Source organism: Bacillus sp. lyk4-R2A-2, from assembly GCF_030209735.1.
GTDB lineage: Bacteria > Bacillota > Bacilli > Bacillales > Bacillaceae > Bacillus > Bacillus pumilus.
Window position 1 is genome coordinate 160,226 of sequence record NZ_JARVRK010000005.1, and the last position, 24,483, is coordinate 184,708.

Annotated in this window: 24 protein-coding genes and 2 other annotated features (1 of these 26 running past the window's edge); of the genes, 23 read left to right on the top strand and 1 reads right to left on the bottom strand. The window is 41.9% G+C overall.

The window, feature by feature from the left end; translation table 11 throughout:
* Positions 1-159: 159 nt before the first annotated feature.
* From hemA to ysxE, 8 genes are all read left to right on the top strand, one after another.
* Positions 160-1,527 carry a glutamyl-tRNA reductase gene (gene hemA, locus QRN39_RS07600; protein ID WP_284907255.1) on the top strand — a complete coding sequence of 456 codons (1,368 nt, stop codon included), beginning with the start codon at positions 160-162 and terminating at the stop codon, positions 1,525-1,527.
* Positions 1,528-1,534: 7 nt separating this feature from the next.
* Positions 1,535-2,365: a cytochrome c biogenesis protein gene (locus QRN39_RS07605; RefSeq protein ID WP_050943641.1), complete on the top strand. Its 831-nt coding sequence runs from the start codon at positions 1,535-1,537 to the stop codon at positions 2,363-2,365.
* A 41-nt stretch (positions 2,366-2,406) separates the two neighbouring features.
* On the top strand, positions 2,407-3,342 hold the full coding sequence (gene hemC, locus QRN39_RS07610; RefSeq protein ID WP_251190245.1) for a hydroxymethylbilane synthase: 936 nt from the start codon (positions 2,407-2,409) through the stop codon (positions 3,340-3,342).
* Positions 3,339-4,130 carry a uroporphyrinogen-III synthase gene (locus QRN39_RS07615; protein ID WP_003216187.1) on the top strand — a complete coding sequence of 264 codons (792 nt, stop codon included), beginning with the start codon at positions 3,339-3,341 and terminating at the stop codon, positions 4,128-4,130. The genes hemC and QRN39_RS07615 overlap by 4 nt, the downstream gene beginning before the upstream one ends.
* On the top strand, positions 4,127-5,098 hold the full coding sequence (gene hemB, locus QRN39_RS07620; RefSeq protein ID WP_284906790.1) for a porphobilinogen synthase: 972 nt from the start codon (positions 4,127-4,129) through the stop codon (positions 5,096-5,098). Before QRN39_RS07615 ends, hemB begins: the two co-directional genes overlap by 4 nt.
* Positions 5,099-5,125: 27 nt before the next feature.
* Positions 5,126-6,418: a glutamate-1-semialdehyde 2,1-aminomutase gene (hemL, locus tag QRN39_RS07625; protein WP_284906791.1), complete on the top strand. Its 1,293-nt coding sequence runs from the start codon at positions 5,126-5,128 to the stop codon at positions 6,416-6,418.
* A gap of 133 nt (positions 6,419-6,551) precedes the next feature.
* Entirely contained in the window at positions 6,552-7,811 is a 1,260-nt protein-coding gene (locus QRN39_RS07630) for a LysM peptidoglycan-binding domain-containing protein (protein WP_284906792.1), read from the top strand.
* A 37-nt stretch (positions 7,812-7,848) separates the two neighbouring features.
* A complete protein-coding gene (gene ysxE, locus QRN39_RS07635) occupies positions 7,849-8,880 on the top strand; it encodes a spore coat protein YsxE (protein ID WP_284906793.1) in 1,032 nt (343 codons plus the stop codon).
* Between the two features lie 34 nt (positions 8,881-8,914).
* On the opposite strand, the gene QRN39_RS07640 is transcribed toward ysxE, so the two are convergent.
* Positions 8,915-9,103: a hypothetical protein gene (locus QRN39_RS07640; protein WP_003216497.1), complete on the bottom strand. Its 189-nt coding sequence runs from the start codon at positions 9,101-9,103 to the stop codon at positions 8,915-8,917.
* Between the two features lie 168 nt (positions 9,104-9,271).
* Positions 9,272-9,501 (top strand) — a binding site (T-box leader).
* 58 nt (positions 9,502-9,559) lie between these two features.
* Between QRN39_RS07640 and QRN39_RS07645 the strand changes: the two genes are divergently transcribed.
* From QRN39_RS07645 to QRN39_RS07710, 15 genes are all read left to right on the top strand, one after another.
* Positions 9,560-12,202 carry a valine--tRNA ligase gene (locus QRN39_RS07645; RefSeq protein WP_212046184.1) on the top strand — a complete coding sequence of 881 codons (2,643 nt, stop codon included), beginning with the start codon at positions 9,560-9,562 and terminating at the stop codon, positions 12,200-12,202.
* A gap of 65 nt (positions 12,203-12,267) precedes the next feature.
* Positions 12,268-13,572, top strand: a complete 1,305-nt coding sequence (locus QRN39_RS07650; protein WP_284906794.1) for a bifunctional folylpolyglutamate synthase/dihydrofolate synthase — start codon at positions 12,268-12,270, stop codon at positions 13,570-13,572.
* A gap of 141 nt (positions 13,573-13,713) precedes the next feature.
* The gene (locus QRN39_RS18430; protein WP_350225040.1) at positions 13,714-14,088 is read left to right on the top strand and encodes a UPF0758 domain-containing protein; all 375 of its coding nucleotides are present in this window, start codon (positions 13,714-13,716) and stop codon (positions 14,086-14,088) included.
* Between the two features lie 67 nt (positions 14,089-14,155).
* Entirely contained in the window at positions 14,156-14,386 is a 231-nt protein-coding gene (locus QRN39_RS07655) for a DUF3951 domain-containing protein (RefSeq protein ID WP_212046182.1), read from the top strand.
* Between the two features lie 763 nt (positions 14,387-15,149).
* Complete coding sequence (locus QRN39_RS07660; RefSeq protein WP_284906795.1) at positions 15,150-15,869, top strand: prepilin peptidase; 720 nt, start codon at positions 15,150-15,152, stop codon at positions 15,867-15,869.
* Between the two features lie 169 nt (positions 15,870-16,038).
* Complete coding sequence (locus QRN39_RS07665) at positions 16,039-17,058, top strand: SPOR domain-containing protein (RefSeq protein ID WP_003216728.1); 1,020 nt, start codon at positions 16,039-16,041, stop codon at positions 17,056-17,058.
* A gap of 177 nt (positions 17,059-17,235) precedes the next feature.
* On the top strand, positions 17,236-17,805 hold the full coding sequence (locus QRN39_RS07670; RefSeq protein ID WP_003216355.1) for a Maf family protein: 570 nt from the start codon (positions 17,236-17,238) through the stop codon (positions 17,803-17,805).
* A gap of 48 nt (positions 17,806-17,853) precedes the next feature.
* Positions 17,854-18,528, top strand: coding sequence for a RadC family protein (gene radC / locus QRN39_RS07675; protein WP_034620589.1), 675 nt, complete (start codon positions 17,854-17,856; stop codon positions 18,526-18,528).
* A 90-nt stretch (positions 18,529-18,618) separates the two neighbouring features.
* Positions 18,619-19,638, top strand: coding sequence for a rod shape-determining protein (locus QRN39_RS07680; RefSeq protein WP_003216532.1), 1,020 nt, complete (start codon positions 18,619-18,621; stop codon positions 19,636-19,638).
* Positions 19,639-19,665: 27 nt separating this feature from the next.
* On the top strand, positions 19,666-20,565 hold the full coding sequence (gene mreC, locus QRN39_RS07685; RefSeq protein ID WP_050943652.1) for a rod shape-determining protein MreC: 900 nt from the start codon (positions 19,666-19,668) through the stop codon (positions 20,563-20,565).
* Entirely contained in the window at positions 20,562-21,080 is a 519-nt protein-coding gene (gene mreD / locus QRN39_RS07690; protein WP_034661648.1) for a rod shape-determining protein MreD, read from the top strand. The genes mreC and mreD overlap by 4 nt, the downstream gene beginning before the upstream one ends.
* Positions 21,081-21,134: 54 nt before the next feature.
* Positions 21,135-21,818, top strand: a complete 684-nt coding sequence (gene minC, locus QRN39_RS07695) for a septum site-determining protein MinC (RefSeq protein WP_284906797.1) — start codon at positions 21,135-21,137, stop codon at positions 21,816-21,818.
* A gap of 2 nt (positions 21,819-21,820) precedes the next feature.
* Positions 21,821-22,624 carry a septum site-determining protein MinD gene (gene minD / locus QRN39_RS07700; protein WP_003216504.1) on the top strand — a complete coding sequence of 268 codons (804 nt, stop codon included), beginning with the start codon at positions 21,821-21,823 and terminating at the stop codon, positions 22,622-22,624.
* Between the two features lie 112 nt (positions 22,625-22,736).
* Positions 22,737-23,528, top strand: coding sequence for a M23 family metallopeptidase (locus QRN39_RS07705; protein ID WP_284906798.1), 792 nt, complete (start codon positions 22,737-22,739; stop codon positions 23,526-23,528).
* Entirely contained in the window at positions 23,521-24,390 is an 870-nt protein-coding gene (locus QRN39_RS07710; protein ID WP_284906799.1) for a M50 family metallopeptidase, read from the top strand. The genes QRN39_RS07705 and QRN39_RS07710 overlap by 8 nt, the downstream gene beginning before the upstream one ends.
* A 66-nt stretch (positions 24,391-24,456) precedes the next feature.
* Positions 24,457-24,483: a sequence feature (ribosomal protein L21 leader region), on the top strand; it runs 46 nt beyond the window's last position.

A 24,483-nucleotide genomic window follows, 5' to 3' on the forward strand; every position in this document is an offset into this window, starting at 1 on the left:
AGTGTCGAACATTTTTCTACTATATCACAACATTTTTGAAATCTGTTCACAATTTTCATCCAGTTAAAAATGAATATATGTTATAATCACTATAAATAATAAATTCTATATTGTAATTATTATAAATTAGACAGGGCGTTGGGGGTGCAAGCTGAAGTTATGCATATTCTTGTTGTGGGTTTAGATTATAAAACAGCCCCTGTTGAGATACGGGAACAGCTGAGCTTTGAACCGAGCGAGCTCGGAACAGCGATGTCCAAGCTTAAAGAAGAAAAAAGCATTCTAGAGAATATCGTCATCTCAACATGTAATCGAACAGAGATCTACGCAGTGGTAGATCAGCTTCATACTGGACGGTTTTATATAAAAAGATTTTTAGCTGATTGGTTCGGTTTAGAAAAGGAAGATGTCTCGCCGTATTTGAAGTTCTATGAAAATGATGGAGCGGTCGAGCATTTATTCCGTGTGGCCTGTGGACTTGATTCCATGGTGATTGGCGAAACACAAATACTTGGTCAAGTGCGCTCTAGCTTTAAAGTAGCTCAAGAGGAGAAGACCATTGGTACCGTTTTCAATTATTTATTCAAACAGGCGGTCACCGTTGCAAAACGCTCTCATGCGGAAACAGACATTGCGTCTAATGCCGTGTCTGTCAGCTATGCAGCTGTCGAGCTTGCGAAAAAAATCTTTGGACGTCTTTCTGATAAACATGTCCTGATTCTTGGTGCGGGTAAAATGGGCGAACTAGCGGCTCTAAACCTTCAAGGTCAAGGGATTGGTCAAGTAACGGTTATCAATCGAACGTATGAGAAAGCAAAAGAATTGGCGGGCCGTTTTTCAGGAGAGCCTAAAAGCTTAAACCAATTGGAAAAAACATTATCCGAAGCAGACATTTTAATTAGCTCCACTGGTGCGAAACAATTTGTCATTACAAAAGAAATGGTCGAAAGTGCGAATAAAAAGCGGAAGGGCAGACCTCTATTTATGGTGGATATTGCTGTCCCTCGTGATTTAGATCCAGCCATTTCTGAAGTAGAAGGTGCTTTTTTGTATGACATTGATGATCTTGAGGGCATCGTGGCAGCTAACTTAAAAGAACGCCGTGCAGTGGCTGAGCAGGTTGAGCTCCTCATTGAAGCAGAAATTGTGGAATTTAAGCAATGGCTGAATACGCTTGGTGTGGTTCCTGTCATTTCTGCACTTAGAGAAAAGGCGCTGACGATTCAAGCGGATACGATGCAGAGTATTGAGCGAAAGCTTCCGAATCTCACACACCGTGAAATGAAGCTATTAAATAAACATACGAAAAGCATTATCAATCAAATGCTGAAAGATCCTATCTTAAAGGCAAAAGAAATTGCCGCGGAGCCGAATGCAGAGGAAAAACTTTTACTCTTCAAAGAAATCTTTGATTTACAGGTTGAAGATGAAGAGCAAAGGGCGGAGCCGATGCAGGTGGAGCAAGGGTCATTTCAGCTGTTTAAACCAAATATGGCACAAGGCCTTGCTACAGTTGCCAGTGAGTGATTAAGCGATGATGGAATCCATTGTAGCGAGACTAGGCGAAGCGACGACCTTGATCTATGCACTAAGTGTCTTGTTCTATTTCATAGATTTTCTTCAACACAACCGGAAGGCTGGAAAAATGGCTTTCTGGTTGCTTTCTATTGTCTGGCTGCTGCAAACAGTCTACATGTTCTATATTATGATGGAAACAGACCGATTCCCTGTGTTGAATGTAGCAGAGGGGTTATATTTTTATACGTGGGTGCTTGTGACACTTTCACTTGTTCTCACAAAAGTACTGCGTGTTGAATTTATCGTCTTTTTTACAAATGTCATCGGTTTTTCCTTGATGGCGATTCACACCTTTACACCATCGGATCTCCACTCAGCAGAACTAACGGGGAAGCTGACGAGTGAATTGCTAGTGATCCATATTACGATGGCGATTTTATCATACGGTGCCTTTTCACTTTCATTTGCTTTCTCTCTTCTCTATCTCTTTCAATATCGTTTGCTGAAAAAGAAAAAATGGGGAAAATGGCTTCTAAGAATTGAAGATTTATCGAAGCTTGATCATATGGCATACGTATTAAACATTATTGGCGTGCCGATGCTCTTACTTAGTTTGATTCTTGGCATCATTTGGGCATATATTTCGTATGATACGTTGTACTGGACAGATACAAAGGTGCTTGGTTCGTTTATTATGCTGTTTTTATATGGTGTTTACTTATATATCAGATTGGTGAGAAATATGCAGGGCAAAGTCGTGGCACTGTGGAATGTCGGTTCATTCCTTGTGCTGATGATCAATTATTTTCTGCTTGGTAGCTTATCAACCTTTCATTGGTTTCAATAAATAATGATGAGTCTTAAGGGCATTGTCGGGAGGAAGACGAATTGCGTACAATTAAAGTAGGTTCTAGAAGAAGTAAGCTTGCAATTACACAAACAAAATGGGTCATTCAAAAGCTGTCTGAACTAAACCCTTCTTATTCTTTTGAAATAAAAGAGATTGTGACAAAGGGTGATCAAATTTTAGATGTGACCTTATCAAAGGTTGGCGGAAAAGGACTGTTTGTCAAAGAAATTGAACAGGCGATGCTAAATCACGACATCGATATGGCCGTTCACAGTATGAAGGATATGCCGGCTGCTCTTCCTGAAGGATTAGTCATTGGCTGTATTCCTGAGCGTGAAGATGTAAGGGACGCTCTTATATCGAAGGATCATCTGCGTCTTCACGAGCTGCCGAAGGGTGCTATTGTGGGAACGAGCAGCTTACGGCGCAGTGCCCAGCTTCTTCAGGAAAGACCAGATCTGAACATTAAATGGATTCGAGGAAACATTGATACACGATTGGAAAAGCTGAAAAATGAAGAATATGATGCCATTATTCTAGCGGCTGCCGGTCTGTCCAGAATGGGCTGGAGCAAAGAGGTCGTGTCTGAATTTTTATCTCCTGAGACTTGCCTGCCCGCAGTTGGCCAAGGCGCTTTGTCAATTGAGTGCCGTGGAGATGATGAAGAGCTATTGCAGCTCCTCGCTCAATTTACGAATGCATACACAAAGAAAACGGTTCTCGCTGAACGAGCCTTCCTCAAACAAATGGATGGCAGCTGTCAGGTACCGATCGCTGGCTATGCAACGATAAATGAGCGCGATGAAATTGAACTGACGGGTCTTGTGGCATCTGCTGACGGACACACGATTATTCGAGAAACTGTATCAGGCTCTGACCCTGAGGCAATTGGAACAGCATGTGCGAAGCAGATGGCTGATAAGGGAGCAAAGGATTTAATCGACAAGGTGAAAAAGGATCTGTCCTCCCAATGACCATAGGCCAATCGCTTCACGGACAGACGGTGCTTGTCACTCGAAATGAACGTCAAGCGGGTGTGTTTCAGCAGAAGATTGAAGAGCTGAACGGCCATGCTGTTTTAACCTCTCTTATTCGGTTTGAGCCTACGCTCACAAATGAAAAAGCGCAGGCCTTTTTAAAGGACTTAGAAAATAGCCAATGGCTTGTTTTCACGAGTGTAAATGGCGCGTCTTTTTTTCTGAGCTACATAGAAGACCATCATTTACATAAGAGTTTATCCCATTTGAAAGTGGCTGCGGTAGGTGAGAAAACCTCTGCCTATCTTGAGCAGCACGGCTTGAAGGTGGATGTCGTACCAGAACGATTCATAGCGGAAGAGCTCGCAGATGCGCTGCTTGACCATGTGCGTCCGGGAGAGCGTGTGTTTGTAGCAAAAGGACACCTGTCTCGAGATGTCGTGAAGAAAACGCTTGTTCCACTTGGCATAGAAGTAAAGGAATGGATTTTATATGAAACGGTCAAGGATGAGGAAGGAATTGCCGCTCTCAAAACGGCAATGACGAAGCAATCATTTGATTTTATTACATTTACGAGCTCATCCACTGTCCATTCATTTATGCATGCCATGGAGGCAGATGCAGCGAAGCTAGCTGCTTCTGACACCTGTTTTGTGACGATCGGTCCTCTGACAAAAGAGGCGCTGCTTCAATACGGGATTTCTTCTGAAACCCCAGATACTTATACGATAGACGGAATGCTTGAATTGATGTGCCGTTTATCTGAAAGGAAGTTGAACCAATGATGAAATTTAACAGACACCGCAGACTGCGGACAAGTGCAGGAATGAGAGAATTAGTCAGAGAAACCTTTTTAAGACCATCTGATTTCATTTATCCGATCTTTTTTGTAGAGGGAGAAAATGTCCGAAAAGAAGTCCCTTCAATGCCGGGTGTTTATCACATTTCAGTGGACCTTGTAAAAGAAGAAGTCCAAGAGCTTGTCGACCTAGGCATCAAATCAATTATTGTATTTGGTGTTCCAGATCATAAAGACCATGTGGGCAGTGAAGCGTATCACGATCATGGCATTGTTCAAAGAGCAACGCTTGAGATCAAAAAGCATTTCCCAGAGCTTGTGGTCATTGCAGACACTTGCTTATGCCAATATACAGATCACGGACACTGCGGAATCGTTGAAGATGGAGAAATTTTAAATGATGAATCTCTTCAGCTATTAGCGAAAACTGCTGTTAGCCAAGCGCGCGCAGGTGCAGATATCATTGCTCCTTCTAATATGATGGATGGATTTGTTATTGCCATTCGTGAGGCGCTTGATGAAGCTAGCTTTATTCATGTACCTGTCATGTCATATGCTGTGAAATATGCAAGTGCGTTTTACGGTCCGTTTCGTGACGCGGCGCATAGCACACCGCAGTTTGGAGATCGTAAAACATACCAAATGGACCCTGCAAACCGTTTAGAGGCACTAAGAGAAGCGCAATCTGACGTAGAAGAGGGAGCTGACTTCCTCATTGTGAAACCATCTCTTTCTTATTTAGACATTATGCGTGATGTGAAAAATGAATTTACACTCCCTATTGTTGCTTACAATGTGAGCGGAGAATATGCAATGGTCAAAGCCGCTGCTCAAAATGGGTGGATTTCTGAAAAAGAGCTTGTTCTTGAAATGCTGACAAGCATGAAACGTGCAGGAGCAGAACTCATCATTACGTATCATGCAAAAGATGCAGCAAAATGGCTCTCAGAATAAAGAACGGATAGACAGGAGGATGTTGAAATGGGACGTAGCTATGAAAAATCAAAGCAAGCATTTGAAGAAGCGCAGCATTTAATGCCTGGTGGTGTCAACAGCCCTGTACGTGCATTTAAATCAGTGAACACAGACCCGATTTTTATGGAACGAGGCAAAGGCGCCAAAATCTATGATATTGATGGAAATGAATACATCGATTATGTCTTATCATGGGGACCACTTATTTTAGGGCATACGAATGACCGTGTGGTTGAAAGCATTCAGCGAGTGGCAGAAAAGGGGACAAGCTTTGGTGCTTCGACATTAGTTGAAAATGAACTAGCTAAGCTTGTATCAGAGCGGGTTCCTTCTATCGAAGTCATTCGTATGGTCAGCTCTGGTACAGAGGCAACCATGAGTGCACTTCGTCTGGCTCGAGGCTTTACAGGCAGAAATAAAATTGTGAAATTTGAAGGCTGCTATCATGGCCACGGTGATTCTTTGCTCATTAAAGCAGGTTCAGGTGTCGCAACGCTAGGGCTTCCAGATAGCCCAGGGGTACCTGAAGGAACTGCAAGCAACACGATTACAGTGCCCTACAATGATTTAGAAAGCATTCAAGTTGCCTTTCAGGAATTTGGAGACGATATTGCAGGTGTCATTGTCGAGCCGGTTGCAGGAAATATGGGGGTTGTCCCTCCGCAAGACGGTTTCTTACAAGGGCTGAGAGACATTACAGAGCAATACGGAGCTTTACTCATTTTTGATGAGGTCATGACCGGCTTCCGTGTGGATTATCATTGCGCGCAAGGCTACTTTGGCATCACACCTGATCTGACGTGTCTTGGTAAAGTGATCGGAGGCGGTCTTCCGGTCGGCGCTTATGGCGGAAGAGCGGATATTATGAGACAAATTGCGCCAAGCGGTCCAATTTATCAAGCAGGAACGTTATCTGGTAACCCACTTGCGATGACAGCAGGCTTAGAAACCTTAAAACAGCTGACACCTGACTCTTATGAAGAGTTTAGACGAAAAGGAGACCGGCTGGAAGAAGGCATTTCAAATGCGGCGAAAGCACATGGAATTCCATTAACGTTTAACCGTGCGGGTTCGATGATTGGATTCTTCTTTACAAATGAAGAAGTGGTCAATTATGACAAAGCCAAAACAGCTGATCTCGCTTTATTTGCTGAATTTTACAAGGAAATGGCCGACCACGGCATCTTCCTTCCCCCATCTCAATTCGAAGGACTATTCCTGTCAACAGCTCACACAGATGAAGACATCGAATATACGATTGAGACAGTGGAAAAAGTATTTCAAAAACTACGTCGATAAACGAAAGCCGATATGGAAACATATCGGCTTTTTTGTGTTGCTGAAAACCAATCATATTTTCACTGCCTCTCTCATACATCTGTATTGACATCTAATTTTATTTTGAAGGATTAGATGAAAGGAGGACACCGACTTGTCTCAAAACAATCGATTACAGTTTTCAGTAGAAGAATCCATCTATTTCAAAAGCGGACAGGAAGTCAGTGAGCTGCTGTCTATTTCTCTCGATCCTGACATTCTCGTTCAAGAAGTGAATGATTATGTTTCGATTAGAGGTTCACTCGAGCTAACAGGAGAATACAACATAAATCAAGAGGAGCTATTGGGTGAATTGAGTTCCTATGCATCATACAGAGAAGCTGATGAGGTGAAGGTCAGAGAAGACGGGACGGCGGAGCTTCTGCATCAATTCCCAGTCGATATCACGATTCCTAAAAACAAAATCAGTCATTTAAATGATGTGTTTGTGTTTATTGATGCGTTTGATTACCAGCTGACAGAAAATCGTTTGCTCACCATTCAAGCTGATCTGGCGATTGAGGGTCTATTAGACGAGGAAATGCCTCAAGCGCCTGTAGAGGAGCCGTATGAATTTGTTCATCGTTCTGAAGAAGAATATGGCGACGTGACCTACGATTATCAGCTGCAGCCAGAAGATGAAGAGCAAGAAGAGCTACAAGACTATGAACGTGAGATTGATGAGGATCAGGCTGTATTACAGCATGACACGCGCGCCGAAGAAGAAAAGCAGGAAGAAGAAATTGAGATAGAGCTGGTGAGTAGGGAAGAAGAAACCGAAGAACTGGAAGAACGGGAGGAAACGGAGAGCCAAGAAGAAGTGACGCTTGGTTATCGCTCCTTACCAGAAGCTCAGGTGCAAGAACCACCATTTTTTGAACCACCTAAGCTCTTAGAAGAAGAGAAACAGGAGGATACATTCTTTGAGGTGGAAGTGAGAAAAGATCCCGAAGCAGCTGAAGAGCTGGAAGAAACGGTTCAGCCGTATCCAGTATTTGAATCACCGGCTTATCACGTGGAAGAGGAGCAAGAGGCGCAGGATGACACGTACCAGCTCGGACGGTTATATGAACGAGAAGCGCCAAAAGTATATGAGTCAGCTCAAGAAGAAGAGGAGTTTGAAGAAGATGTGAGAGAAACGTCTGGCAGTGAAAACTCTCTTTATTTAACAAAGCTGTTTGCTAAGCAGGAGGAGGAAGATTTTTCTCGCATGAAAATATGTATAGTTCAGCAAGAAGATACGGTCGATCGTATTTGTGAGCGATATCAGTTGAATGTGCAGCAGCTTCTTCGCACAAACTCATTATCGGTGGATGCGGAGCTTGAAGAAGGGCAGATTCTTTATATTCCTGAATATCAAAAAAGCAATGCCTAACAAGAGATGACCGATCGAGAAAATGTGGTGAGTGAACGTGGATGAGATCCAATCTGTCCTATACGAATACGGGCTTGAGGCGGAATACGTTGAACCTGTCAGTCCTGCTGTCGTCAAAGTATATACAAAGCAGGGCGTATTTGCCTTAAAGCGAGTAAAAGCCAACAGGCATATGCAGTTTACAGAGCAAATGCTTGAACTAGAATCAAAGGGCTATCGCTCTTTTGTGCCGATTTATCGGACGAAGAGCGGTTCTTTTTTCTCAAGTCATCGTGAAAGCCAGTACGCATACTATCTCATGCCTTGGCTGACGAATGAAAAGAGAGAAGAGCAGGACGATAAACATGAATATTTATTTCAAGAGATTGCAAGACTTCATAAGCGGACTGAAGTGATGATGGATATCACAGAGCAAGAGATCGAAGCGCACTACAAACAAATCAAGACCAAATGGGAAACAGAGAAAGACATGTATGAACGATTCATAGAGCGGGCAGAGCAAACTTGGTATATGTCGCCATTTGAACTGGCTGCTGCGATGTATTTTTCAGAGGCGATGTCTGCCAGCGAATTTGCCCTCGAACGACTAGAAGACTGGCATGAAGAAATGAAAGATAAAGAAACAACACGTGTTGTGTTAAATCATGGGCAGCTGTCGATTCATCACTTTTTGTATAATGATGTGGGTACAGGACATTTCACCAATTTTGAGCGGTCTAAAAAAGCCGCCCCCATTTATGACCTTCTGACCTTTTACTATCGGACATTCAAAACCTATCCCACGTCTTGTCCTGAATGCACTTCCTTGTTTTATACGTACCAAAAAGGAAATCCTCTTCGCGAGGAAGAGCTTCATTTGTTTCTTAGTTACCTTGCTTATCCGCAAGGTCTGTTTGATACAGTTAAAACCTATGAAGCAGGTGGGCAGGATGAGATGGAAAGCTGTCAACAGCTGTTAAGAGCGTATTGGCAGATGAAAAATTCAGAGCCGACCGTCATGAAGATTCACGAGATTGAGCAGGCTAGACGGCTTGAAGAAGAACAAAGTGCCTCGTCATCAGCGGAATGACGAGGTTATTTTGCGTGTACATAAGCGCGAGTGTTTAAAACCAATCAAGGTGAAAGGCGCAGGCGAGAAAAATGAGAATACCTAGGATGAGGACGTCAAATGTTGTGGGGAAAATGATCGTACGAAACCCTTGAAATATCGCAATCGGGAGAACGACTTGGGAGGCCACTGCCCGAATTTGTCTCAGCCAGGGGGGAAGTGTGTAAGGATTGATCTTTTTCAAAGCAAACGCCCTCCTTCTTCATTTTGTTATTATCATATGGGCAAAGAGGAAAAGGGTGCTTGCCCAATTTGTATAAAGAAGAAGAAAAGCGGAAAAGATGATTGACGAAAACAAAAGGCATTTAGTAATATAAATAAAAGATGAGTATGTGCTGATGAACGTGATATATCGTAAGCGTGGATCAGGAAGAGTACAAGCAAGACCCTAAAGAGAGGGAGACCATGAGCTGAAAGGTTTCCTAGGATGCACTTGTTTGGAAGGTCGCCTGTGAGCTTAATTTCTTGAATGAACAAGTAGAGAAATTCGGGAGAACCCCGTTATCCTTTAGAGTGTATGGGACACGTCTATGTGTTCCATGAAAAAAGGTGGTACCGCGAAAAAGCTTTTTCGTCCTTTTATAAGGATGAAAAGGCTTTTTTATGTTTCATCAGCCGAAAAAATGTGGAGGTTACATAAATGGAAACAAATAATCAAGAAATGCCAACAAAGTACGACCCAAATGCGATTGAAAAAGACCGCTATACGTACTGGCTTGAAGGAAAATTCTTTGAAGCACAAAATGACAAAACGAAAGATCCATATACAGTCGTCATTCCTCCACCAAACGTGACAGGAAAACTGCACCTTGGGCATGCGTGGGATTCTACACTTCAAGACATCGTGACACGTATGAAACGGATGCAGGGCTATGACGTTCTATGGCTTCCAGGAATGGATCATGCCGGTATTGCGACCCAAGCAAAGGTTGAGGCAAAGCTTCGCGAAGAAGGCGTAAGCCGTTATGACCTTGGCCGGGAGAAATTTGTGGAAGAAACGTGGAAATGGAAAGAAGAATATGCGGACTTTATTCGCAGTCAGTGGGCGAAAATGGGACTTGGTCTTGATTACTCACGTGAACGTTTTACATTAGATGAAGGTCTGAATAAAGCGGTACGCCAAGTGTTTGTTCAATTGTATGAAAAAGGGCTGATCTATCGCGGAGAGTACATCATTAACTGGGATCCAGCGACGAAAACGGCACTTTCTGATATTGAAGTCATTTATAAAGATGTTCAAGGCGCGTTTTATCACTTAAGATACCCACTTTCAGATGGCACGGGTTCAATTGAAATTGCGACGACAAGACCTGAAACAATGCTCGGAGATACGGCCGTTGCCGTGCATCCTGATGACGAACGTTATCAGCATTTGATTGGAAAAACAGTGGTCTTGCCAATTACAGGACGCGAGATTCCAATCGTTGCTGATGATTATGTCGATATGGAGTTTGGTTCAGGAGCTGTGAAAATTACACCTGCTCATGACCCGAATGACTTTGAGCTTGGAAACCGCCATGACCTAGAGCGTATCCTTGTCATGAATGAAGATGGCACAATGAATGCAAATGCACTGCAATACAAAGGAATGGACCGCTTTGAATGCCGTAAACAGCTTGTAAAAGACTTGCAAGAAGAGGGTATTTTGTTCAAAATTGAGGACCATATGCATTCAGTTGGTCATAGTGAGCGAAGCGGAGCTGTCGTTGAACCTTATTTATCTACTCAATGGTTTGTAAAAATGCAGCCGCTGGCAGACGAAGCCATTAACCTTCAAAATGGGGACGACCAAGTTCAATTTGTTCCAGACCGCTTTGAAAAGACGTATTTACACTGGATGGAAAATATCCGTGACTGGTGTATTTCTCGTCAGCTATGGTGGGGACACCGCATTCCAGCTTGGTATCATAAAGAAACGAAAGAAGTATATGTTGGACTGGAAGCACCAGAAGATATAGAAAACTGGGAACAGGATAACGATGTGCTTGATACATGGTTTAGTTCAGCGCTTTGGCCTTTCTCGACAATGGGCTGGCCGGATGCAGATAGTGAAGACTTCAAGCGCTACTATCCAACAAACCTGCTTGTTACAGGCTATGACATCATTTTCTTCTGGGTCTCTCGCATGATCTTCCAAGGTCTTGAATTCACAGGAGAAAAACCGTTTAAAGACGTTCTGATTCATGGGCTGATCCGTGACGAGCAAGGACGTAAAATGAGTAAGTCGCTAGGTAACGGAATTGATCCAATGGAGGTCATCGACAAGTACGGTGCAGATTCATTAAGATATTTCTTAGCAACTGGAAGCTCACCAGGTCAGGATCTTCGCTTTAGCTTTGAAAAGGTTGAATCCACTTGGAACTTTGCGAACAAAATTTGGAACGCATCACGTTTTGCTTTAATGAACATGGATGGCTTAACGTATGATGAGCTTGATTTAACAGGAGAAAAATCAGTTGCTGACCAATGGATTTTAACCCGCTTAAATGAAACGATTGAAAGTGTCACACAGCTAGCTGACAAGTATGAATTTGGTGAAGTGGGCAGACATTTATACAACTTCATTTGGGATGATTTCTGTGATTGGTATATTGAGATGGCGAAGCTTCCGCTTTATGGAGAAGATGAAGCAGCGAAGAAAACGACTCGTTCGATCCTTGCGTACGTATTAGATCAGACGATGAGACTTCTTCATCCGTTCATGCCATTCTTAACAGAAGAAATCTGGCAGCATCTTCCGCACGAAGGTGAATCGATTACTGTAGCGGCTTGGCCTGAGGTGAAGCCGGAGCTTTCAAACGAACAAGCGTCTGCTGATATGAAGCTGCTTGTGGAACTCATCCGTTCTGTTCGTAACATCCGCAGTGAAGTGAATACGCCAATGAGCAAACAGGTGGAGCTTTACATTAAAGCTTCTACATCTGATGTGCAGGAACGTTTAGAGAAAAATCGTTCATATATCGAGCGTTTTACGAACCCAAGTGTACTTGAAATTGGCACAGATGTCCCAGCTAGTGATAAAGCGATGACGGCTGTTATTTCTGGAGCAGAGCTCATTCTGCCGCTTGAAGGCTTAATCAACTTAGATGAGGAAATCGCTCGTCTGCAAAAAGAGCTTGATAAGTTGACAAAAGAAGTAGAGCGCGTCCAGAAAAAGCTTGGCAACGAAGGCTTTATGAAAAAAGCGCCTGAAAGTGTCGTAGAAGAAGAGCGTGCGAAAGAACGTGACTATGTCGCAAAACGCGAAGCTGTTCAAAAGCGTATTGAAGAGCTGAAAGCATAAGGTTGAAAAGACGGCTCCTAACAAAATGGAGTCGTCTTTTTTGAAAATTTCGGATGAAATGAGAGATGACATTGTTTACAACCTATCATGAAGCCATTGAGTGGATTCACAGTAGACTGGCCTTTGGTGTAAAACCGGGTCTTGAAAGAATGAAGTGGCTGATGAACAAACTAAGCCATCCGGAACAACGCATAAAAGCGGTACATGTTGCAGGTACAAATGGAAAAGGTTCAACGATTGCGTTTACTCGTTCCGTTTTACAGGCAGCAGGCTATTCAGTTGGCACCTTCACCTCCCCGTTTATTTTAACGTTCAATGAACGAATCAGCGTGAACGGAGCACCTATACAGGATGAAGAATGGCTGAGTTTGGTGAATAAAATCAAGCCTTTTGTTGATGAGTTAGATCAAACAGAGCTTGGCGCAGCAACAGAGTTTGAAATCATTACCGCATGTGCATTTGCTTATTTTGCAGATGTGCAGCAAGTAGACTTTGTCCTATTAGAGACAGGGCTTGGCGGAAGACTTGATTCAACAAATGTTGCCGTACCTATCTTAACAGCGATTACATCGATTGGTCATGATCATATGGCGATTCTAGGTGATACACTTGAACAAATTGCATCTGAAAAAGCGGGCATTATCAAAGAGGGTATTCCGATGATCACCGCAGTTCATCAACCGGAAGCACTTGCGGTCATTCAAAATATCGCAAAAGAAAAGAAGGTGGAATGCATTTCATTACAGGATACTTGTACCTTCAGTCATCAGCAGCCAACAGAAACAGGAGAACGATTTACGTTAAGCACATCAAAAAGGCAGTATCCGCAGCTTGAAACAGGGTTAATCGGAACGCATCAACAGCAAAATGCTTCCCTTGCTGTTCTACTCATTGAATGGCTGGAGCAAGAAGGCTATATTAGCGTGACAGAAGAGCAGGTATATGAAGGTATTCGGCATGCAGTTTGGGCTGGAAGATTTGAAAAAGTCAAAGACCATCCACCAGTTTATTTAGACGGCGCTCATAATGAAGAAGGGATCGACCGTTTAATTGAAACGGTACAAGCTCATTTTTCTAGTAAACAAGTGCATGTCTGTTTTAGTGCTTTAAAAGATAAGCCGTACAAGCAAATGATTCAAAAACTTGAAGCCATTAGTTCCTCTATCCATTTTGTTTCATTTGATTTTCCAAGAGCTGAATCAGCGGAAAAGCTTTATGCATGCAGTCAGTTAGAGGCAAAATCGTATGACGATGACCCTCGAACAGTGCTTGAGTTCATTCAGAAAAAAAGTGATGATCCTTCAGCGGTGATCCTTGTGACAGGCTCTCTTTATTTTATTTCAGATATACGAAATCGTATTTTAAGGTAGTCAAAAGACGCAATTGCTTTTAGGCAATGTGCGTCTTTTTTCTTTTGAAATGTAAAAGATTGAGTTTACTAGGCACTCAAGGTAATTCGCTGATGACGGGAAGGAATTCTAAATGGAGTGAGCGGCATGGGCCGTTTATCCATGTTGCTCAAGCATTTTCTTCATAATGAAAAGCCTCGAGAACGATTTTTCAAATATGGTCCAAGTAGTTTGTCAAACCATGAACTTGTCGCGATCCTTTTAAGAAATTGCACAAAAAATTTGTTCTTCAATTATTCGCAAGACTTCTGCAATTATTTGGCGGTCAATATGTCATTCGTATACAAGAGGGCGAGGCGTAATTGTGTTGTGATGGAAGAGGTGAGATTTCTTACACATGAGAACTTTGTTTGTCTTTATCTCAATACAAAAAATCAAGTTCTTCATCGATTGTCCACCCACGCAAAATGTTTAAAGAAGCCTTTAAACATAATAGTTTATTTTGGGTTTAATGTAATTATATGGTACAATAAATAAAAAATGTATCACATAATTTAATTTTTAAAAGGCTTTCCTGCAAGGTTCATCTGAAAGGAAGGATAGCATGTTTATTATCAGTGGAGTACTTCTTTCTTTTATGTTATTAGTAGTTGTTTTAATAGTTATAATCCTTTTTAAACGAATTATTTTAGGTAAAAGCATAGGTGTTCACTATACTCCCTTTGACAATATTACTGGAAACACCAGTATTGAATTTCATGAAGAGCAAAATGAAGACGAAAATGAAGACAATCAAGGTAATGATAAGGATAGAAATAAAGAAAAAAGGTTCTAGTCACTATTAAATAATTAATTATATCCACCTGTATAAAAAAGCCAATTATATAACGTCTATCAGGGACATATTCATCCCCTTATATTTAAATAAACATCTCTTCAAACGAATTTTATTTCTTTTTAACTAGAACATAAGTCCATATTCAATACTTATAGTAGGGGCTTGTTATTTCCTCTATTTAAATATTATGTAATTGAGATAATATGTTGTGTTATTTTTAACACTCTTCTTTAAAAAACGGACGTAAAATAATTGCTTATTCAACATTCAGATTGTTGACAAAGGCTAAAATGATCTTTATTTTTTGTCTTCTTTTCAGTGTGATAGAAAACCATTGAAGTCTAGGAAGAAAATCTACTTTTGCGGAGCGCATTGAACATTCGTGAGCATCAGCGCGCAGGACAGACAACGAATGCGAGAGTTTGTCTACACGTGTATTTATAGGGGAATTTTATAAAGGAGTGATAAACTTCTATCTTGTGCTCTTTCTTGTTAGGATATTTGCTTTATTAACTTGTAATATTTGATCAAAAATTTGTGAGTTTGAAGGAAAAAGGGGAGGGTATTTGTAACACTTTTTTCTCAGATATCCGAAATCGTATTTTAAGGTAATCAAAAGACGCAATTGGTTGTATGTAATGTGCGTCTTTTTTTCTTTTGAAATGTAAATGAGAGGGGAAATCACATTTTCATTAGGTGTTCAAGGTGAATCGCTATGGTACAATCCGGGATATTCTATTTCCGGAAGGAGCCGCGATATATGATTGGCATTTTTGTGTTTCTTGCAGGCATCACCATGGGGTCGTTCTTTCATCTAGTTGGTGAAAGGCTGCCACTTAAGCGGTCTATTCTTCTTCCTCGATCTCACTGCACAGCCTGTAAACAGCCGCTATCCCTGCATGAGATGATCCCGCTCGTTTCTTATGCTGTATGGAAGGGGTCTTGTAAACATTGCGGCATTCGGCTATCTTGGCTCTATCCAACGATTGAAATGCTGTCAGGCGGTCTTTTTTTGTTCATTTATAGGATCGCTGGTGTTTCGTTTGAAAGTCTTTTCCTTGTGATTCTTTGTAGTTTATTCGTGATTGCTGTCGTGAGTGATCTTCTCTATATGAGGGTGCCGAACGAGCTGTTTCTCTTCTTTTTCCCTCTTTTCGTCATATACCGCACGCTGGAACCGCTTCTTATCTGGTGGGAAGGGGCGGCTTCTCTGATTTTTTGCATTCTTTTGTTTTCTAGTTTAGATTATTTTAAGCCGAATAGTCTGGGCGGAGCTGATATGAAGCTGTTCAGTGTGCTTGCGTTTTGCTTTGGCTTCAAGCCGTTCCTTCTCATGCTTTTTCTCTCATGTATCGCTGGAATGGTTTATGCAAAGGTCTTTTCCTTTCGAGTAAACGAGCCATTCCCTTTTGTTCCTTCGATCGCTATTTCTTTTTTGCTGTATCTCTGTGGTGCTCCTGTCTTGTTTCAATTTGGTTAGTCGAAGGGGTGAAAAAATTGGCGAACACTTTTTTGCCCTGCCGACAAAAGTCTTGTTCTTTTTTTTTACTGCTATGGTAAAGTGTGAAACAGAAAGAAGGACGGGTTAAATTCGCGCTGATTCATTGGACAGAAAAGGTCTTTCTTACAAACATGTCAGAAAGCGGGGAATGACAGTGAAAAAGAGGCAGGCAAAAAAACAAGGGCTAAAGGTCAATATTAATGGCAAGGAAGAAATGGTGCATGAAGATGATCATCAGCCGCCAAAACAGCAAGAGGATCAAGTGACGTTTTCGAATTGGGAGGAAAAGAGACATTCGGAACAGGAGACAGCGGCTTCTCAGGAAGATTCGTCTAAACCGAAAGAAGAGGATTTCCAGTGGGATGATGCTGCTGATCATATTTATCATTCTGATCCAAAAGTCGTCACACCTTATCAAAAGAAAAAAAGCTCCTTTGATCAGAAGTTCGGTAAAAATCGCGGTCCCTTCAAGAGAGTGATGACAACGATTGTGTTTGCGGTCGTTCTTGGGACAGGCCTTGGGGTGTTTGCGCTTAGTTTAAGTCAAGATGGTACATCAAATCCTTCAGGTGGAGATATCAGTGTCTCGGCATCTGGTTCTGGAAATCAATCATCGATGAAAGCTGGCGGGGATGCGCCGAATGCAGGTACTACAGATGAATCAAAAGAGAACAAAGATGAAAAAAGTGCCTCTGGCAGTTTATCAACCTTTGTTGTACAGGCTGGGAAATTCTCTTCTGAAAAAGGAGCAGATGACTTAGTTGGCAGTTTAAAAGATGCAGGATATGCTGGGAAAAAGGTTTCCATGGATGATGGATATTATGTCATTGCCGGGCTTGCGACAGAGCAGGGGATGACAAGCGCTGTAGGGAAGAAATTGATTGATCAGCACTTTGAGGCGTGGGGAGGAAAGGAGCTCTCATTTCAAGTGCCGGATGAGCTGACTAGTTTAATAGAAAAGGCATCTGTATTATCATCCAAAGTGATTGCAGGCGATGAAGTGGATCAAAAGGAAGTCACGCAGCTAATTTCTGAGCTTGAAAGTGCCAAAACAGAGGATGCACCGGCTAAAAGCAGTTTGCTAAAAGCTGTGCAGCTCTTAAATGACCCAACTGCTGAAAATGGATGGAAATCTCAGCAGGCATTGCTTGATCAATTAAATACGTAAAATCATTTTTTAAGAAACGAAACTAGTCAAAAAATGACTAGTTTTTTTCTTTTGCATCCAACATAATGATGAAGGTACATGAAAAATGAATTTTCGTAAATTGTCGGTAAGATGTACATTTGCTAGGATGAATGGGTATCTTACTTCTTAGGCTAAACCCTGAAAGGATGAACAAACATGAACCAATTGATTCTCGCATCGCAATCACCTAGAAGAAAAGAATTGCTTGATCTAGCAGGGTTTTCTTATGACATTCAAGCAAGTCATTTAAAAGAAGAAATAAATCGAAACCTTTCCCCTGCTGAGAACGTCCAATGGTTGGCAGAACAAAAAGCAAATGATATTCAAAGATTAAATCCCAAAGCTGTGGTCATTGGTGCAGATACAATTGTTGCAATTGACGGCAAATGTCTTGGGAAACCAAAAGATAAGAAAGAAGCGGCTTTTATGCTTCAATTATTATCAGGAAAGACACATCAAGTCTTGACGGGTGTCACGGTTCAGTCAGAGAATAGAAAAGAAACATTTTATGAACAGACAGAAGTGACATTTTGGACGCTGACTCAAAATGAAATAGACCGCTATATCGATACGGGCGAACCCCTTGATAAAGCGGGAAGCTATGGCATTCAAGGGAAAGGCGCACTGTTTGTTCAAAAAATAGATGGTGATTATTTTTCCGTTGTCGGTCTACCTATTGCGAAAACAGTCAGAGTGCTTGAAACCTTTGGAATCACCCCTTTTTGAAGACAGGAAGGAATTCTAAAAGGAGTGGTCATCCTGAACGATTTCCCTATGCTGCTAAAGCATCTCCCTCATGATGAAAAACCGAGAGAACGATTTATCAAATACGGGCCCAGCAGTTTGTCAAATCATGAACTTGTTGCGATCCTTCTAAGAACAGGCACGAAAAAAGAATCAGTTCTCCAAATTTCCGCAAGACTTCTGCAAACATTTGGCGGTCTTCGCTCTGTAAAAGAAGCCTCAATTGAAGAAATGTCGAAGATTAGAGGAGTTGGAAAGGCGAAGGCGATTTCTCTTTTAGCTGCTTTAGAACTCGGCACTAGATTACACCATCAAACGACGGATAACCGCTATGTGATCCGCACACCAGAAGACGGAGCGAACTTTGTGATGGAAGATATGAGATTTTTGACACAGGAAAATTTCGTTTGTCTTTATCTCAATACAAAAAATCAAGTTCTTCATAAACATACCGTGTTTATTGGAAGCCTGAATTCATCGATCGTTCACCCGCGTGAAATTTTCAAAGAAGCCTTTAAACGATCGGCCGCTTCATTTATATGTGTGCACAACCATCCATCTGGAGATCCGACGCCCAGCAGGGAAGATATTGAAGTTACACAGCGACTTTTTGAATGTGGAAAGCTGATTGGAATACAGCTGCTTGATCATCTGGTCATAGGTGATCAAAAATTTGTGAGTTTGAAGGAAAAAGGGTATTTGTAACACTTTTTTTTTCAATGTTTTACGATATAATAGAGTTTATGAGTTTTTCCCTAAAGGGAATTTTGGTTTAAGAAAGGAAGATACATACATATGTTTGGAATTGGTACAAAAGACCTTGGAATAGATCTTGGAACAGCGAACACGCTTGTTTTTATTAAAGGAAAAGGCATTGTTGTAAGAGAACCTTCGGTCGTAGCTTTGGAAACTGATACGAAGTCTATAGTGGCGGTTGGAAATGACGCGAGAAACATGATTGGCCGTACACCTGGTAATATTGTGGCACTTCGCCCAATGAAAGACGGAGTCATTGCAGATTACGAGACGACAGCAACAATGATGAAATATTACATTAATCAAGCATTAAAAGGCAAAGGGCTTTTTGCTCGTAAACCTTACGTGATGGTATGTGTACCATCTGGTATTACAGCTGTAGAAGAGCGTGCAGTTATTGATGCAACAAGACAAGCTGGTGCACGTGACGCATACCCGATTGAAGAGCCATTTGCTGCGGCGATCGGTGCTAACCTGCCTGTATGGGAGCCAACAGGAAGTATGGTTGTTGACATTGGCGGCGGTACAACAGAGGTAGCCATTATTTCTCTTGGCGGTATTGTGACATCACAATCAATCCGCGTGGCAGGAGATGAAATGGATGATGCGATCAGCAGCTACATCCGTAAAACGTATAACCTGATGATCGGTGATCGTACGTCAGAAGCTATTAAAATGGAAATTGGTTCTGCGCAGCCTGATGTGCATGATGAAATGGATATTCGGGGCCGTGACCTTTTAACTGGTCTGCCAAAAACAATCTCGATTACAGCAGATGAGATTGCAAAAGCGCTTCGTGATACAGTGGAAACAATTGTTGATGCGGTGAAAATGACACTTGAAAAAACTCCGCCTGAGCTGGCAGCAGATATTATGGACCGTGGAATCGTCTTAACTGGCGGCGGTGCATTGCTTCGTAATCTTGACAAAGTCATTAGTGATGAAACGAAGATGCCAGTTATTATTGCTGAAGATCCGCTTGACTGTGTGGCGATCGGAACAGGAAAAGCACTAGAGCATATTCATTTGTTCAAAGGAAAATCAAAAGATAATCGATAATCGGGCGTAAATAAAGAGGTGTAAGACATGCCGCAGTTTTTTATGAATAAAAGATTAATGTTGCTCCTTGTCTGTGTCATCGTACTGGTGGCCATGATTGGTTTTTCAGTGAAAAGCGGCAGAGGTGCTTCATGGCCGGAAAAATTAGTGGGGGATACGACAGGCTTTTTTCAAGGTGTCTTTCATAAACCATCACAATTTATTGCCGGTATTTATGGGAATGTACAAGATTTAAAGAACACATACGATGAAAACGAACGTCTTCGAAAAAAACTTGATGGACAAACCCAATATGAGGCGAAACTACAAGAACTAGAAGATGAAAACAAAAAGCTACGCAAGCAGCTCGGTTATGTGAACTCTATTCGTGATTATACGCCAATTCTATCAACGGTTATCGCGAGAAACCCGTCCCTTTGGGATAGCTTTATCATGATTGATAAAGGGAAAAAACAAGGCGTTGACAAAGATATGGCGGTCACAAATGAGAGTGGTGCGTTAATTGGGAAAATTGAAAGTGATAAGCTCAACAATTTTACTTCGACTGTAAGGTTGCTAAGCTCTACTGACCAAAATAATAGAATTTCAACGAAAATTTTTGCGAAAAAGGGCAAAGAAGAACTCAACGGAATTATTAACGGCTATGACAGTAAGAAAAAAATGCTGACAATGAATATTCTGAAATCTGATGCAGATGGAGATGTCAAAAAAGGAGATCTTGTTGAAACATCTGGAGCAGGGGGCGTATTCCCTCAAGGCTTGACGATTGGTAAGGTGAGTGAAATCGAGCCAGATCATTACGGCCTGACAAAAATCATTTATGTAGAACCAGCGGCTGAACTTAACAATTTAGACCGTGTGATTGTGGTGAATCGCAGCTCAAGTACGGCAGATGCATCTGAATTGACGAAGGAGGAAGGCTCGTGAGACGTGTCCTTCTTGCTTTCGTCATGTTGTTTATCTTCGTATTTGACAGTATTTTTGTCGATCTAGTGAAGCTCCCATTTGTTTCAGACAATCAAATTTTAGCTCCTCATTTCATCTTACTCGCACTTGTATTTATGACGGCGTTTGTGAATCAAAAATATGGTGTGATTTTCGGTTTTATCTTTGGACTTTTATATGATATTTCGTATACAGGCATACTTGGTGTTCATATGTTTGGCTTTGGAGCGCTCTGCTATTTGCTAGCGAAAGCCTTTAAAGTTTTGCAAACGAATATGTTAGTGGTCGTCTTTCTGTCGATTATTGCTGTTTCCGTGATGGAGTTTTATGTGTACGGCGTTCAAGCGACAATTCAACCAGGGATTATGCCGTTTAATACGTATGTCATCGAACGCTTTATTCCAACGATTCTTTTAAATACTGCTGCGTCTCTCATACTTGTTGTGCCGCTTAGGCTCTTTTTCATCAACATGAAACAAGGACTGATCGACGAATAAAAGCAGGAGTTTGTCCAAATACGGCGAAATGAGTATGTTGTTGAGGTGAGCATCTTGAAAACTCAAAAACAGCAATATGTGACAATAAAAGGTACAAAAAACGGATTAACATTACAGTTAAATGATGACTGTTCGTTTGATGACCTTCTTTCTGGCTTGCGAGAGGTTCTTTCACTTGAGCAATATACAGATGGAAGAGAAGGTCATAAGGTTAATGTGCATATTAAGCTTGGTTTTCGGTATTTAACAGAGGATCAGGAAATGCGTTTGACTGAAGCAGTCTCTGAAAATGAACATCTCGTCATTCACTCTATTGAAAGTGACGTCATGTCAACTGAAGAGGCGAGACGATTAAAAGCAGAGGCTGACATTACCTCTGTAGCCAAAATTGTGCGCTCTGGACAGGTGCTGTATGTCGAAGGAGATCTTTTATTAATAGGAGATGTCAATCCTGGCGGAACGATTCGTGCAGGGGGAAATATTTTTGTGCTCGGTGCTTTAAAAGGCGTGGCACATGCTGGATGTAATGGGAATAAACAAGCTGTCATTGCGGCATCTCGTATGATTCCAACACAGCTTCGTATCGCACAAGTGTTTAACCGTGCACCAGATCAAAAAGAAGATGGAAATGAAATGGAATGTGCTTATTTAGATATAGATGGCAACATGATCATTGAACGCCTGCAGCAATTGGCTCATATAAGACCTAATCTGACAAGGCTTGAGGGAGGAATGTGAAATTGGGCGAGGCTATTGTGATTACCTCAGGAAAAGGCGGCGTTGGCAAAACAACAACATCTGCAAACTTAGGCACAGCACTAGCAATTCAAGGGAAAAAGGTGTGTCTAGTTGATACCGATATTGGCCTTCGGAATTTAGATGTCGTGATGGGGCTTGAGAACCGCATTATTTATGATCTAGTCGATGTAGTAGAAGGAAGATGTAAAATTCACCAAGCGCTTGTAAAAGATAAGCGTTTCGAGGATCTTTTGTATCTTTTACCCGCTGCTCAAACAAGCGATAAAACGGCTGTAGAACCAGAGCAGATCAAAGAATTAATTCAATCATTGAAACAAGACTTTGATTATGTCGTCATTGATTGCCCTGCTGGAATTGAGCAAGGCTTTAAAAATGCTGTATCTGGTGCAGATAAGGCAATTGTCGTGACGACGCCTGAGATCTCAGCTGTAAGAGATGCCGACCGTATCATCGGCTTGTTAGAACAAGAAGATATCGAACCACCTCGTTTGATTGTCAACCGTATTCGTACACACATGGCGAAAAGTGGCGATTCAATGGATGTGGATGAAGTTGTCCATCACTTATCGATTGATCTTCTTGGCATTGTCGCTGATGATGATGACGTGATTAAGGCTTCAAACAATGGTGAACCGATTGTCATGGATGCTAAAAATAAAGTCTCGATTGCGTATCGTAATATCGCCCGCCGCGTACTAGGCGAATCTGTTCCACTTCAATCATTTGAAGATGAAAACAAAGGAATGTTTGCTAAGCTGAAAGCATTTTTTGGTGTAAGAGCTTAATAAGCATTCATGTAAGATGAGACCGATTCGATCAGAATCGGTCTTTTTGTTGCATATCAGATGAGGTCGCCACATAAAATGTACAAACTGTTTGTATGTAAAGGGTGATCTCATGAAAAGAGTGGACGAGTACCGAAAGAAAATCGCGCAGCGCCGCAAAACGAAGCAGTCAGCTGCTCCATCTAAGAAGACGACTTTTAAGAAAAAAAAGGATATCCCTCCATGGGTCATGCTGACAGAGGAAGAAAAGCATTCAGGGTCGTCTTCCTTTGAATTGTCGTCTCATCAGCCGAAGAAATATCAGCATCCGCTATTTAACCCCAATGCCTTTGTGCTGAAATGTTTATTATCTGCGTCTCTTGTGTTGATTGTAGCCATTTCATTTAAAGGTCAGGCAGGGCCGTTTCAGCAGCTGAAGCCGATCATTACGCAGACCTTTGAGCAAGATTTTCAATTTGCTGCTGCCAATCGCTGGTTTGAGAAAACAGTTGGAAACCCCCTTGCCTTTTTAACAGACAAAAAGGAAGACCAAAAAGATGTACAAGCGAACCAAGAACTGGCCGTACCTGCTTCTGGAAAAGTACAGGAATCCTTTACGCAAAATGGAGCAGGAGTCAAAATCGAAACATCGGCTGAAGCGATTGACAGTATGAAGGAAGGCTATGTAGTAGAAGTGAAAAAGAAAAGTGACACAGGGCTGACAGTGGTCGTGCAGCATGCGGATAACAGCTATAGCTGGTACGGTCAATTAAAGGAAGCCAATGTGGCCTTATACGATTTTGTCGATAAGGGTGAGAAAATTGGCCAGATCTCACTGGATGATCAAGGAAAGGGCACGTATTACTTTGCCATTAAGCAAAATGAACAGTTTATCGATCCTATTCAGGTGATGACCTTTGAATAGATGGCTGGTCATGCTGACGAAAATTCACATTCATCCGCTGCTGTGGATTGTGATGGCGTTTGCGATCCTCTCTGGTCAAATCAAGCCGCTGCTTTGTCTGCTCATTATCGTCTTTGTCCATGAGCTTGGACATGCAGCGGCTGCTTGCTATTATCATTGGCGCATTCGGCGGATTTTTCTACTCCCGTTTGGCGGAGCGGTAGAAGTAGAAGAGCATGGGAACCGCCCGCTAAAGGAAGAGCTGGCGGTCATTTTATACGGGCCGCTCCAGCATGTACCGCTCCAGCTTATGGCATGGTTTTTCATGGAAGCTTCTTTTATTTCACACGACATTTTTACGATGTTCACTTTTTATAATATGGCGATTTTCCTTGTGAATCTTTTGCCGATTTGGCCGCTAGATGGCGGGAAATTATTCTTTTTGCTCTTATCAGCATATTACCCTTTCCAACGTGCACATGCCCTTGCCATAAAAGGCTCCCTTGTCTTTTTTAGTCTGTTGACAGGCGGATTACTTTTGTTTGCGCCGCTTCAATTCAACGGCTGGGTGCTGCTCACTTTTTTAGCCTATTCACTCGTGATGGAGTACCGGCAGCGGCATTATGTCAGGGTTCGTTTTTTACTAGAACGTTATTACGGTAAAAAAGAGCAAAAGGTAGAAAAGCTGATTCCGCTGAGAGCGAGCGCTGAGGAAAAAGTATATGAAGTCATGGCGCGATTCCAAAGAGGCTGTAAGCATCCGATTATTATTGAAAGAGATGGCGTGAAAATGAGCCAGCTTGACGAAAATGAACTGCTTCATGCGTATTTTTCAGATCGAAGAACCACCTCCTCAATGGAAGAGCTTCTTTTGCCGTACTAGTGATGAAAATACATTGACATTCTGCGTCTAATTTGATATATTTTTTAATGTTATGGATATGTAGCACCCGTGCTACAACCGCGCGAAGCAGGT